This window comes from Herbaspirillum sp. ST 5-3 (genome assembly GCF_004804275.1).
GTDB lineage: Bacteria > Pseudomonadota > Gammaproteobacteria > Burkholderiales > Burkholderiaceae_D > Noviherbaspirillum.
On sequence record NZ_STGI01000011.1, the window covers coordinates 1 to 13,746 of the forward strand.

At 59.6% G+C, this 13,746-nt stretch carries 8 protein-coding genes; 1 reads left to right on the top strand and 7 read right to left on the bottom strand.

Annotated features, from left to right (window positions below; genetic code table 11):
- Nucleotides 1-20 precede the first annotated feature (20 nt).
- The 5 genes from E6W33_RS19220 to E6W33_RS19240 all read right to left on the bottom strand — a co-directional run bounded on the left by E6W33_RS19220 (nucleotide 21) and on the right by E6W33_RS19240 (nucleotide 6,339).
- Complete coding sequence (locus tag E6W33_RS19220; protein ID WP_136418948.1) at nucleotides 21-1,322, bottom strand: branched-chain amino acid ABC transporter permease; 1,302 nt, start codon at nucleotides 1,320-1,322, stop codon at nucleotides 21-23.
- Between the two features lie 4 nt (nucleotides 1,323-1,326).
- Entirely contained in the window at nucleotides 1,327-2,241 is a 915-nt protein-coding gene (locus E6W33_RS19225) for a branched-chain amino acid ABC transporter permease (protein ID WP_136419100.1), read from the bottom strand.
- Nucleotides 2,242-2,366: 125 nt separating this feature from the next.
- Nucleotides 2,367-3,614, bottom strand: a complete 1,248-nt coding sequence (locus E6W33_RS19230) for a branched-chain amino acid ABC transporter substrate-binding protein (RefSeq protein WP_136418949.1) — start codon at nucleotides 3,612-3,614, stop codon at nucleotides 2,367-2,369.
- A gap of 261 nt (nucleotides 3,615-3,875) precedes the next feature.
- Entirely contained in the window at nucleotides 3,876-5,060 is a 1,185-nt protein-coding gene (locus tag E6W33_RS19235; RefSeq protein ID WP_136418950.1) for an acetyl-CoA C-acyltransferase, read from the bottom strand.
- Nucleotides 5,061-5,445: 385 nt separating this feature from the next.
- Nucleotides 5,446-6,339 carry an SDR family NAD(P)-dependent oxidoreductase gene (locus E6W33_RS19240; RefSeq protein ID WP_136418951.1) on the bottom strand — a complete coding sequence of 298 codons (894 nt, stop codon included), beginning with the start codon at nucleotides 6,337-6,339 and terminating at the stop codon, nucleotides 5,446-5,448.
- Between the two features lie 563 nt (nucleotides 6,340-6,902).
- On the opposite strand from E6W33_RS19240, the gene E6W33_RS19245 reads away from it, so the two are divergent.
- Nucleotides 6,903-8,888, top strand: coding sequence for a helix-turn-helix domain-containing protein (locus E6W33_RS19245; protein ID WP_136418952.1), 1,986 nt, complete (start codon nucleotides 6,903-6,905; stop codon nucleotides 8,886-8,888).
- Between the two features lie 224 nt (nucleotides 8,889-9,112).
- Here the strand turns inward: E6W33_RS19245 and E6W33_RS19250 are convergent, their stop codons facing one another.
- Together E6W33_RS19250 and E6W33_RS19255 are read right to left on the bottom strand one after the other, a co-directional pair.
- Entirely contained in the window at nucleotides 9,113-10,543 is a 1,431-nt protein-coding gene (locus E6W33_RS19250; protein ID WP_136418953.1) for an efflux transporter outer membrane subunit, read from the bottom strand.
- Nucleotides 10,540-13,731, bottom strand: coding sequence for an efflux RND transporter permease subunit (locus E6W33_RS19255; protein WP_136418954.1), 3,192 nt, complete (start codon nucleotides 13,729-13,731; stop codon nucleotides 10,540-10,542). The genes E6W33_RS19250 and E6W33_RS19255 overlap by 4 nt, the downstream gene beginning before the upstream one ends.
- Between the last annotated feature and the right edge of the window lie 15 nt (nucleotides 13,732-13,746).

The window sequence follows — 13,746 nt, forward strand, 5'->3', positions numbered from 1 at the left end:
CAATTCGAGGGCCAGCGCGTTCATGCTTCTGCCCTCCGGATCAGTTCTTCAATTTCGGTACTCACTTCGCCCCACGCATGTTGAAAGGACTTCCTGGCGCGCCAGAAGCCGAACCCGCCCACGGCCAGCAGCACGGCTGCGGCAAACCAGCCGGACGGTGCGGCGGTGTCGACCTGGAAGCCGAATAGTTTCATGGCGGTACCATTGGCCGACTCCAGCGTCAGGTGATACAGCATTTCGATCATCATCACGATGCCCAAGAACGCCACGCCCGCCATCGCGCACACGGCGCACAAGTGAGGCCATATGCGACCGAATCTGCCGTACTTGGCCACGCGCAGGTTCATCATGAGGATGCTGGCCAAGCCGCCCGGCGCGGCCATCACGATCAGGATGAAGAACACGCCGAGGTACAGCTGCCATGCGGTCGTGTACTCCGACAGCATCACCGTCAGGAACACGCCGATGATGGCGCCGATCATGGGGCCGAAGAAGAAGCCGACGCCGCCGATGAAGGTGAACAGCAGCACGCCGCCGGAACGCAGGGCGCTGACGTTCTCGGCCGTGACGATCTCGAAGTTGATCGCCGACAGGCCGCCGGAAATACCGGCGAAGAAACCGGAAAGGATCAAGGTCAGGTAACGCGCCCACTGGGTGTCATAGCCGATGAACTCGACGCGTTCCGGGTTATCCCGCACCGCGTTGATGAGGCGCCCCAGCGGCGTCTGCGTGAACGCAAACATGCCCACCGTGCTGATGAACAGCCAGAACGCGATCAGGTAGTACACCTGGATCTGCGGGCCGTAGGTGATGCCGAAGAATTTCTCGCCGTACACGCGATTGGTGGAGATGCCGCCCTCGCCGCCGAAGAACTCGGGGAACATTAGCGAGCAGGCAAACACCAGCTCGACGATGCCCAGCGTGATCATCGCGAATGTGGTGCCTGATTTCTTGGTCGTGACATAACCGAACAGCATGCCGAAGAACATGCCGGCGAAGCCGCCGACCAGCGGAACGAGCGTGACCGGCATCCAGATCTTGCCGGCCGTGGCGAGATTCATCGCATGGATTGCAAAAAACGCGCCCAGGCCGGAGTACACGGCATGTCCGAAGGACAGCATGCCGCCCTGCCCGAGCAGCATGTTGTACGACAGGCTGAAGATCATCACCGTGCCGATCTGCGACAGGATCGACAGCGACGCGCCCTTGTTGAAGATCAGGGGCGCCACGATCAGGATCACAGCGAACATGCCCCAGATGATCCAGCGCGCCAGATTCATCGGTTTGTAGGTCAGGCTGTTTGTCATTGCTAAAGTATTCATTGGTTCAGCCCTCACGCGTGCCCATCAAGCCACGCGGCCTGAAGATCAGAATCAGGACCAGGAGCAGATACGGCATGATCGGCGCTACCTGGGAAATGGTCAGCTTCAGCACTGGATAACCGAAGGTTTCCGGTGTGACGGCGGTGCCGAAGCTCGACATCAGCGTGGCAAACGAATAGTCGAGCGCCACGGCAAATGTCTGCAGGACGCCGATCAGCAGCGAGGCGAGCAAGGCGCCCACAAGCGAGCCCATTCCGCCGACCACCACCACCACAAAGATGATGCTGCCGACAGTGGCGGCCATGCCTGGCTCGGTGACGAAGGCATTGCCACCGATCACACCCGCCAGGCCAGCCAGCGCACAACCTCCGCCAAACACCAGCATGAACACCCGCGGCACGTTATGCCCGAGCGTCTCCACCGCCTCCGGATGGGTCAGCGCCGCCTGAATGACCAGCCCGATGCGGGTTCTCGTCAGTACCAGGTAAATCGACACGAGCATCAGGGCAGCGATCAACATCATGAAACCGCGATAGGTCGGGAAGGTGGTGGTGAACAGCGTAAACAGCGGCCCGTCCAGCTCGGGTGGGATCGAATAAGGCACGGCCGCCCTACCCCAGATCAGTTGCACCAGCTCCACCACCACATAGGAAAGGCCGAAGGTGAATAGCAGTTCGGGGATATGGCCGTACTTGTGCACCGAGCGCAGGCCGTAGCGTTCGACCACAGCGCCGATAACGCCTACCAGCAAAGGTGCGACCACCAGGGCCGGCCAAAAGCCGATCACGCTGCTGATCGAATAAGCGAAATAGGCTCCGACCATGTAGAAGCTGGCATGGGCAAAATTGAGCACGCCCATCATGCTGAAGATGAGCGTCAGGCCCGAGGAAAGCATGAACAACAGGAGCCCGTAGCTCATGCCGTTCAGCAAGGTGATGACTGTAAACTCCACGAAGTGACTCCTGCGAGGTGTGCAACTCTCTTGTTTTTATGTATGGGGAAACAGCGTGGTGACCTGCGAGGCACCACGCTGCGCGGGCATTCTTACTTCGACGGACGCTTCATTTGGCAGGAAGTCGGCTGTGCCGAGATATGAGTGTCGAGCACCTGGTTGGTCTTCCAGCCGTAACCGGTGTTCTCCTGGTCATACTTCACGTCCTTGCCGTTGATCTTGGTCCATGTCGTGATATAAAGCGGCTGCTGCAACTGGTGGTCGGCCTTGCGCATTTCGACTTCGCCATTCAGGCTTTGCACCTTCATGCCCTCCATGGCAAATGCGACTTTCACGGGGTCGGTCGACTTCGTCTCCTTGATCGCCTGACCCAGCATCTTCATGCCGGTATAGGTCGCCATCGCGTAGTAATCGTCGTTGTACTTCTTCTTGAAACCTTCGACGATGTCCTTGCCGACAAAGCCCTGGTTGTTCGGGTTCCAGTAGCCGACAAATTTCACACGATCGACGCCGGCGCTGCCCATCGCCGTGGGTGTGCCCGTGGTCACGGCGTAATAGGTATACATGTTCGTCTTCAGGTCGGAGTCTTTCGCTGCCTTGATCAGCAGCGCGAGGTCGGCACCCCAGTTGCCGGTGATGACGGTATCGGCGCCGGCCGCCTTGATCTTCGCGATGTAGGGCGAGAAATCCTTCACCTGCCCGATCGGATGCAGGTCGTCGCCGACGATCTGGATGTCCGGGCGCTTGCGCCTCAAATACTCCCTGGCTGCACGCTGGACAGAATGGCCGAATGCATAGTTCTGGTTGATCAGGTAGACCTTCTTGATGTTCGGATCCTTCGCCATGTAGGAGGTCATCGCCTCCATCTTCATGTCGCTGTTGGCATCGACCCGGAAGTGCCAGAAACTGCACTTGCTGTTGGTGAGGTCGGGATCGACTGCCGCATGGTTCAGGTAGATAACCTCTTTGCCAGGGTTACGCTCGTTATACTTGTTGATGGCATCGATGAGGGCAAGTGCGACGCCCGAGCCGTTACCCTGGATGACATAGCGATAGCCTTGGTCGATTGCTGCCTTCAACTGGACCAGCGATTCCTGCGGGCTGCCTTTGTTATCGAAACCAACGATGTCGAAGGTGTTGTCGCCTGCCCACTTCTGCTTGTTGGCCAGGTCGGCGATGTACTGCCAGCTTCTCAGCATATTTTCCCCGACTGGCGCGAACGAGCCCGACAAGGGATCGATGAACGCCATCTTCACAACTTCGGCGCCAGCTGTCGCGGGAATGGCAATCGCCGCAGCGAATGAAATTGGCAGGATCAGGGATTTCAAGCGAATAGTCATTTTCCTCTTCCTTATGGATCTTGTGCATACGCCATATTGTTTCGGCGTTCTGTATTGGTCATTGTTGCAATGCTGTAGTTATTGTCTTTCCTGGTCCCCCTTTACATTGGTGTGAATACTCCGGCGTTAAAGATATGGAGCTCCTTTCTGCCGGAAGCCGATCATGAAAACAGTCTCGATCCAATCGAGCGCGGGCAGGCAATCAATTACGTCGCTTCCGTCCTCGGAATAACGCTTGCCTTTGTCAACGTCTTGCCAGGATCACGCCACCTCGAAAAGTCCGGCCGCGCCCATGCCGCCGCCTACGCACATCGAAATCACGACGTATTTCACTCCGCGCCTTCTTCCCTCGATCAGCGCGTGTCCAACGAGACGTGCACCCGTCATGCCGTAGGGATGGCCAACTGAAATTGCGCCGCCGTTGACGTTGTAGATCTCTGGATCGATATCGAGCTTGTCGCGGCAATACAATGTCTGGCACGCGAATGCCTCGTTCAGCTCCCACAAGCCGACGTCTTTGATGGTCAGTCCGTGTTGGTCGAGCAGTTTATGAATGGCGGGCACGGGCCCGATTCCCATTTCTTCCGGAGCGCACCCTGCCACCGCGATGCCGCGGTAGATGCCAAGCGCTTCCAGTCCGCGACGTTCGGCCAAGCTGCGCTCCATCACAACGCAAGCCGATGCGCCATCCGAGAGCTGGCTCGCATTACCTGCCGTGATCACGCCGTCATCAATTACCGGCTTCAGGAGCTGCAATCCTTCGAAAGTCGTATCGGGGCGATTGCCTTCGTCCGCGGACAAGGTGACATCCCGGAAGCTCACCTGCCCGGTTTCTTTGCTGAAAACGGCCATCGTGGTGCGGATCGGCACGATCTCGTCGTCGAATAGACCTGCCTTCTGTGCCGCTGCGGTACGACGTTGCGATTCGAGGGCATAGCGATCCTGCGCCTCGCGCGTGATGCCGTATTTGGCGGACACGAATTCCGCCGTTTTCAACATGGGCATGTAGGCATGTTCGGCTGCGGCAACGACGTTCGGATCGGCGTCCTGCCATGTCCACTCCATGTAGCGGTTCTGCAGAGCGGAGATATTGTCCTGGCCACCGGCGACGACAACCTGCATGCCATCGACGATGATCTGCTTCGCAGCGATGGCCACTGCCATCAACCCCGAGGAGCATTGACGGTCAATGGTTTGCCCGGGAACCGTATTGGGCAGGCCGGCGGCAAGCGCAGCGTACCGGGCAAGATTGCCGCCGCCGGTCCCTGCCGTCAGCACACTGCCGATGACGACGTCGTCGACTTCCGCGTCGTTGATGCCGGCACGATCCACCGCGTGCCGAATGGCATGCCCCATCATTGTGGGCGACTTGATGTTGTTGAGCGAACCGCGAAAGGCACGACCAATGGGCGTGCGTGCGGTAGAGACAATGACAGCGTCTTTCATGTTTTCCTCTGAAGCGATCGGTTATCCGATCTGTATTTCAATTAAGCTGCCGGCCGCATACACGTTGCTCTTTTCAGCCGACTCTGACTTCAAAGGCCGGCATCTTGTCTAGAGGGCCGTCGCACACTCTCACCGTCGATGAGCGACGCGCAATGATCGGCTTACAGTGTCGGGGATGGGTGCTTCAAAAACTATGTGCGCCGAGCACATATACGAGGGCATTTAGGTGTAACAACAGGCATTTCTTGTTTTACAAGTGCAGTTCTACCAAGTTCGCTGTACGCCCATGCGTCTCGCCGCCGGCCCCCACCGCCCCGAGGTCCGGCGAGCATGAGCGCGCGGCATGCAGTGCAATTGCGCCGCCAGGGCGGCATCTCCCTGTCGCTTATTCGACGAAAGCCCCGGCCTTGGCAAGTTCGAGCCGGTACTGCTCCCAGCCCGATTCCGGAACGGTCTCGTCGTGCCGATCCCGGATTTCATCGAACCTCTTGCAGATTTCTGCGACCGGCTCCTCGGAATCCCCCGCAAAAATGCCCTTCGTCATGGTGATGTGCGCGCACTCGAAGCTCCCTGCACCCGCCAGAAGAATCGTGCGCGTTGGTGCATTTTGTCCGACAAGCGCTACCACACCCGGGCTCACGGCGGCCGGCTGAAGTTGCGCCAGGTCTTCGGGGGAGAGTACGCCTTCGGTCATTGCAGTCGCTGCCGTCGGGGCCAGGCAGTTGACGCGGATATTGTATTTGGCACCCTCGAGCGCGAGCGTTTGCATCAAGCCGACGACGGCCATCTTGGCGGCACTATAGTTCGCCTGGCCGAAATTTCCATACAAGCCGGATGACGATGTCGTCATCACGATCCGGCCATACTGTTGCGCACGCATCTGCTCCCATACCGCTTTGGTGCAGTTGACCGAACCCATCAGGTGAACGTCCATCACGAGGCGGAATTCATCGAGCGTCATTTTCGAAAAACTCTTGTCTCGCAAAATACCTGCGTTGTTGACTAGAATATCGACGCGCCCCCACTCCTCCACAGCCAGCGCAACCATCTTTTCCATTTGGGCGAAATTTGTGACATCACCTCCGTCCGCGATCGCGATACCGCCATTACTTACAATCTGATCGACGACATTCCGTCCGGGCGATCCCTGGTGGCTCCCGCCGATATCGTTGAGCAGCACCCGGGCACCATACTTCGCAAGCGCCAGGGCATGGGTGCGCCCCAGTCCGCTTCCCCCTCCGGTGACGATGGCCACTCGGCCGTCCAGAATTTTTTTCATCTTTGCTCTCCTGTTAGAACGGGTTATCGCGTGCCGACGTTCACGGACACGCTTGAATTGTTGACTGAAGTGAACACGGCCTTCCCTGACCGACCAGCTAGCGCATGAGACGGTATCGAAAGAAAATCCGAAACGGATCGACCCGGGCGGAGGATCTTTCCAAACTTGTTTAATGATCAAGTTGCCTGCTTCGGCATTTCGGAGTGGATCTTGCGGAATCTGAAATCGGCTGCTTCGTGTCAGGTCGCGGTGGGAAACACTATATGGAGCGATGCCCCACTACTCAATGTCAGGCATCGACATCAAAAGCCGCATATTTGTGTAGTTGGCCGACATGGCTTCTGGATGGTGCGCATGATGTAGTTCATCATCCTTAACACTCGCCTGCACGTTCGCCGCCTGACGACAGCAAAAAGACTTGGAGAACCCGGACGAGGTGTTTCACGCCCAGCGCGATATTCGGCCCCGCAAATGGCTGCCATATGCCAGCGGCAAATCTTTCAACCAGGTTGGTTTACAATGGAACACATACATCAATCGCCATTCGGTCTGTTCGGCGCGAAATGAATAAATTGAGTGATCATGGAATCGACCACACGCCTGAAAACATCGCGGCCGATCTAATTCGCCTGATGCATCGCAGCGCTCCTGCGAAAGAGTTTGCAATACATCTTGCTCAAGCCGAGGCGATTCCCGATAACGACCCGCGAAAGCCCGGCGTTGTCGAACTCGTGCAAATGGCGATGGCGGTGCAGGACCGGCTGGAGTCGCAACAGCACAGCGAACAGGGCATGCTGGCAGTGGTCGAATCCGCCAAAGATCTTTCCAGTCGTCTGAACCTGACCGGACTGCTGCGAGCAATTGCCACTCGCACTCGCAATTTGCTGGGGTCGCATGTGACCTGGTTGTCGGTGTACGATGCGGAGCACAATGAATTCCGGGTAGTGGTCACCGACGGCGCGATATCTGAAAGCACAACGAAGATGACTGCCGGAAGACAGCTGGGGGTCGCCAGCGTCGTCATGTCGACACGCCTGCCGTTTTCAACCCCCGACTACCTCCACGATAAACGGTTTCCTCACGATCCCGAGATTGATAATACTTTTCGCGATGAGGGAATCGCTGCACTGCTTGGAGTGCCGTTGCTCTGCGACGGCAACGTCCTTGGTCTGTTGTTCGTCGCAGATCGATACCACAGAACGTACACTGCCCTGAACATTGCCATTCTGTCCACGCTTGCAACACACGCCGCCGTCGCGATTAATAACGCAAAAGCTTTCGAGCAGGCCAATGCGGCGCTTCAAAAGGCCGATATCGCACGCGCGGAACTGGAACGGCACGCACGCGATGTACAAAGTGCCGCCGAGGCTCACGAACAGCTAACGTCCCTGCTCGCAAAGGGGGCTTCGCTGGGTAACCTCTGTCATTCCATTGCACAACTGCTTGACGGCGACGTGCTCATTCTAGACGAGGCCTCCCAGGTCATCTGCCGGGCGACAGCATCTGATTACGCCGGAACCGCGGCAGATACCTACGCACCGCACACGGCGCACAACGCTGCCATTACGCAGGCCTTGCGCGAAAGCAGACTGAGAGGACGATCGGTGATTGCCTACGAGGCAGATGGCGAAATATGCAGAGTCACTGCTGTCATAGGCGGAGATGACGTACTTGGAGCCGTACTGCTATTCCGACATGATGATCTCAGCGAGATTTCGATACGTACGCTGGAAAGAAGCTCGAGTGTAATAGGCATCGTTTTACTCTCCCAGGAGCGAATTGAAGCAATCAAGAGTCGCGATGTATCCACCTTGCTACGCGCTCTCATTTTCCCTCGACAGGAAAGCACGAAATTGATATGGGAGAGAGCCGAACGCTTCGGGCTCGATTTGTCCCAGCCAATTTCGATGATGCTCATTGAGATGGAGCAACCGAAGTCAGAGTTGGTAGCACGGCGCCTGCGAGCGAGCGCCCCATTTTCCCAACTTGTACTGGATGAAGTGGATGGCGCGCTGGTTATCGTTTGCGGGACCACGAAGGCGCAGGGCGTCTTGAAAGGACTCACTTCCACCATCCGGTGTGAATTCAGCCAGGATTACCGCGGGGTCTTGTCAAGGCCGATTCAATCTTCCGCAGAAGCCCCCGCTCTGTATACGACGCTAAGGCGGGCTCTTTCGGTACTCGCTCGCATCGGCGTCCAAGGGCAGATCCTGGATCAAAACGAGATGGCCTTGTACTCGGTATTATTCGAGACCCACGATCAAACAAGTCTGAAAGCATTTTTGAGTGCAAACATTGGGCCACTTATCGCATACGACGAAAAGCGCAGCGCTGACCTCACACACACGCTACTCAGTTATTTCGATAACAACCAGAATGCGAAATCCACCGCAGCCCGCCTGGGTATCCATGTAAACACGTTGCGGCAGCGACTGGCGAATGTTGAGGAGCTGCTGGGTTACTGGGGCAGTCCAAGTCGGGCGCTTGAAATTCATATCGCGCTGCGACTCTGGAGTGTGAGCATGCGCAGCCAAAAAGGACAGCAATGATTTACTTCCCGGCTGCGGCCTTCGCCAACTAACAGAACCCACCAACGTTGCACCCGGGCGCGGATCCCGCATGATCCGCACGATTGTGGGTCACATAAGCAGTCTATTCAGGTTTCCCCGCCCTCCTTGTTTCTATTCGTTCACGCTAATCGATGACGAAAAAAAGCCGGCATCGCTGCCGGCCAAAAACCCTCAAGAGGCATCGGATGGACTGGGCCAATGAATCACCATCCTCCACCGAGGGAGCGGATCAAGGCGACGGTGGCGGTTGCACGGGAGCCGCGCAGCTGCACCGCGCTGCGTTCCACCACCAGCAGATTGCGCTGGGCGTCGAGCACATCGAGAAAACTGGTGCGTCCGGCGTCGTACAGCTTGTGCGCGAGCTCAGCACTGCGGCGCGCGCTGGCGACTGCGTCGTCGATGGCTTGCGCCTGGTCGGCCAGCGTGCGCAGACCGACCAGGTTGTCTTCCACTTCCGCGAATGCGGACAGCACGCTCTGCCGGTAGCCGGCAACCGATTCCTCCAGCGCCGCTTCGCTGCGGGCGATGTTGGCGCGGTTGCGACCGCCGTCGATCAGAGGCAGGGACATCAGCGCGCCGACCACCCAGGTTCGGCTGCTCCACTTGAACACGTCCGACAGGTCTGCCGACTCGCCGCCGCCGGCTGCCGTCAGAAGCAGCGCCGGGAAACGCGCCGACTTCGCCACCCCGATGCGTGCGTTGGCGGCGATCATTGCGCGCTGCGCAGCGGCGATGTCGGGCCGGCGTTCCAGCAGAGCCGACGGCAACCCGGGCGGGATCGCCGGCAACAAGGTCGAGGTCAGCAGCGGATTGCCCTGCATGCCGAAGGCGGCAGCCGGTTTGCCGAGCAGTACCGCGAGCGCATGTTCGAGCTGGGCGCGTTGGCGCTCGAGCGCGATCGCATCGGAGCGTGTGGTCGACAGTTCTGTCTTCGAGCGTTCGAGGTCGAGCTCGCCCAGGTCGCCGAGGTCATAGCGCCGCTGGTTGATGCGCACGTTCTCTTCGCGCAGGCGCACCGTCTCGTTCAGGTAGGCGAGTTCCGCGTCGGCGGCGCGCAGCCGGAAGTAGGTTTGCGCCACGTCGGCCTGCAGCGCAAGCAGTACCGACCGCAAGCTTGCTTCGCTCGCCGCTGCGTCGGCTTGCGCCGCGCTGACATTGCTGGCCACGCGACCGAACAGGTCGACTTCATAACTGGCGGTCAGCTTCGCCTGCCAAGTGTTGCGGGGCGAAACCGGCGTGCCTTGCGGCAAACCGAGCGAGACATCCGACGCGCGGCCGCGCTGGCCGCCGAGCTGCACGCCGACCTGCGGCACACGGTCCGCTTCCGTTATCCCGGCGATGGCGCGTGCCTGCTTTACGCGGGCGGTTGCGGCGGCGAGGTTCTGGTTGGCCTTGGTTGCATCGTCGATCAGCCGGGTGAGCGTCTCGTCCTTGAATGCCCTCCACCATTCGCCGCGCGGCTGCGCTTCGGCGGGTTGTGCTGTCTTCCACTTGGCGGCGAAGGTCTGGTCAACCCCGGCCGCCTCCTTGTAGCCGCTCGGCACTTCGACGTCCGGCGCGCGCAGCTCTGGCGCTGCACAACCGGCGAGGACGACGGCGGCGACCAGCGGAATGAGTTTGATTGCTTGCATCATGCCACTCCTTCCGGCTTTGCCTGCGCGTGCGCGACCGCATGGGCAGGCTCTGGTTGTTTTTCAAAACGTTGTGCCAGCGTGCGCAACAGCACGTAGAACACCGGCGTGAGGAAGAGCCCGAACAGCGTCACGCCGAGCATGCCGGCGAACACTGCTACGCCCATCGCGTGCCGCATCTCGGCGCCGGCGCCACTGGAGAACACCAGTGGCACCACGCCCATGATGAAGGCAATCGAGGTCATCAGGATCGGGCGCAGACGCAGGCGGCAGGCTTCGAGTGCGGCCTGCACCACGCTGCGGCCGTGCAATTCCAGCTCCCGCGCAAATTCCACGATCAGGATCGCGTTCTTCGACGCCAAGCCCACCAGCACGAACAAGGCGATCTGCGTGAAGATGTTGTTGTCGCCATGCGTGAGCTTCACGCCGAGCAGTGCGCACAAGATCGACATCGGCACGATCAGGATCACCGCCAGCGGTAGCGTCCAGCTTTCGTATTGCGCGGCGAGCACGAGGAATACCAGCAGCACGCACAGCGGAAACACGATGACCATGGTGTTGCCAGCCAGGATTTCCTGGTAGGTCAGTTCGGTCCACTCATAGGTCACGCCCTTGGGCAGCACTTCCTTCGCAAGCGCTTCCATCGCAGCCTGCGCCTGTCCGCTGGAGACGCCGGGCGCCGGACCTCCGTTGATGTCGGCGGAGATATAGGCGTTGTAGCGTTGCACGCGGTCGGGGCCGTAGCTGTCCTTGACGCGCATCAGCGACGACAGCGGAATCATTTCGCCCCTGTTGTTGCGCACCTTCAGCTGCGCGATGTCTTCGGCATGCGAACGGAACGGCGCGTCAGCCTGCACCCGCACCTGGTAGGTGCGGCCGAACTGGTTGAAGTCGTTCACGTACAACGAGCCGAGGTTGATCTGCAGCGTCTGGTAGATCGTTTGCAACGGAACGCCGAGCTGCTTGGCCTTGGTGCGGTCGATGTCGGCGAACAGTTGTGGCACGTTGATCTGGTAACTGGAGAACACGCCCGCCAGCTGCGGCGTCTGCCAGGCCTTCATTTGCAGCGCCTGCACCGCCTTGTACAGCGCGTCGTAGCCGACGTTGCCTCGGTCCTCGATCATCATCTTGAATCCGCCGATGGTTCCCAGGCCGTTGACCGGCGGCGGCGGAAACACCATGATGAAGGCATCCTGGATGCCGCCGAGCTTCTGGTTGATCTGCTGCGCGATCGCCATGCCGGATTGCTGCGGCGACTTGCGTTCCTCGAAGGAGTCGAGTGCGAAGAACACGATGCCCGCGTTCGGCGCATTGGTGAAGCCATTGATCGACAGGCCCGGGAATGCGACCGAATCCTTCACGCCAGGCACGCTCTTGGCGATGTCGGACATGCGGCGGATCACGTCTTCGGTGCGCTCCAGCGAAGCGGCATCCGGCAGTTGCGCAAAGCCGACAAGGTATTGCTTGTCCTGCGCCGGCACGAAGCCGCTTGGCACCGCCTTGAAGACGAACACTGCGGCTACCGACAGCACGGCATAGACAGCGAGCGCGATGGTCTTGCGCTGGAGCACGCCGTGCACTCCCCTCTCATAGCTGTGCGAGCCGCGATGGAACACGCGGTTGAAGCCGGCGAAGAAACGGCCGAACAGCTTGTCCATGACGCGCGTCAGTGCATCCTTCTTCGCGCCGTGCGACTTGAGCAGTGTAGCGGCCAGCGCCGGCGACAAGGTCAGCGAATTGAAGGCCGAGATCACGGTCGAGATCGCGATGGTCAGTGCGAATTGGCGATAGAACTGGCCGGACAGTCCGGAGACGAAGGCGATCGGCACGAACACTGCGCACAGCACCAGCGCAATCGCGATGATGGGGCCGCTCACCTCCTTCATCGCCTGCACCGTCGCGTCGCGCGGCGACAGGCCGCTTTCGATGTTGCGCTCGACGTTTTCCACCACCACGATCGCGTCATCGACCACGATACCGATCGCCAGCACCAGGCCGAACAGCGACAGCGTGTTGATCGAGAAGCCGAAACCAAGCAGCACCGCGAAAGTGCCGATGATGGATACCGGCACCGCCACCAGGGGGATGACGGAGGCGCGCCAGGTTTGCAGGAACACGATCACCACCAGCACCACCAGCGCGATGGCTTCGAGCAAGGTGTGAATGACGGCATTGATCGATTCGCGCACGAACTGCGTCGGGTCATAAACCACGCTGTAGTCCACACCTTCCGGGAAGTCCTTCTTCAGCTCTTCCATCTTGGCGCGCACGTCGGTCGACAGCTGCAGCGCGTTGGCTCCCGGCGCCTCGAAGATCGCAATCGCTGCCGCCGACTTGTTGTTCAGGAGCGAACGCAGTGCGTACGAATTCGAGCCGAGTTCGAGCCGCGCCACATCCTTCAGCAGAGTGACGGAACCGTTGTTGCCGGTCCGTACGATGATGTTGCCGAACTCCTCCTCCGACTGCAGGCGGCCCTGCGTGTTGACGGTGAGCTGGAACTCGGCATTCTTCGACGGCGCTTCGCCGATGGTGCCGGCTGCGACCTGCACGTTCTGCTCGCGGATGGCGGCGACCACGTCGCTTGCCGTCATGCCGCGCGCCGCGACTTTCTGCGGATCGAGCCAGATGCGCATCGCATAGTCGCCCGCGCCGAACAGCAGCACTTCGCCCATGCCCTGGATACGGGCGAGCTGATCCTTGATGTTCAGCACCGCGTAGTTGCGCAGGTAGACGTCGTCATAGCGGCCGTTGGGCGAGGACAAGTGCACGACCATCGTCAGGTTCGGCGAACTCTTGGCGGTGGTGACGCCGATCTGGCGCACTTCCTCCGGCAGGCGCGGCAGCGCGCGCTGCACACGGTTCTGCACCTGTGTTTCGGCTTGCTCGACGTTGGTGCCGATCTTGAAGGTGATGGTGAGGGCGAGCGAGCCGTCGGACGTTGCCTGCGAAGACATGTAGAGCATGTTCTCGACGCCGTTGATCTGCTCTTCCAGCGGCGCGGCGACGGTTTCGGCGATCACCTTCGGGTTGGCGCCGGGATACTGCGCGCGCACCACGACAGAGGGCGGCACCACTTCCGGGTATTCGGAAACCGGCAGCTTGAAGATCGCCAGCACGCCGGCGACGAAAATGATGATCGACAGGACGGCCGCGAAGATCGGCCTGTCGATGAAGAATCGGGAGAAATTCATGTTGTTCTCTCTTGT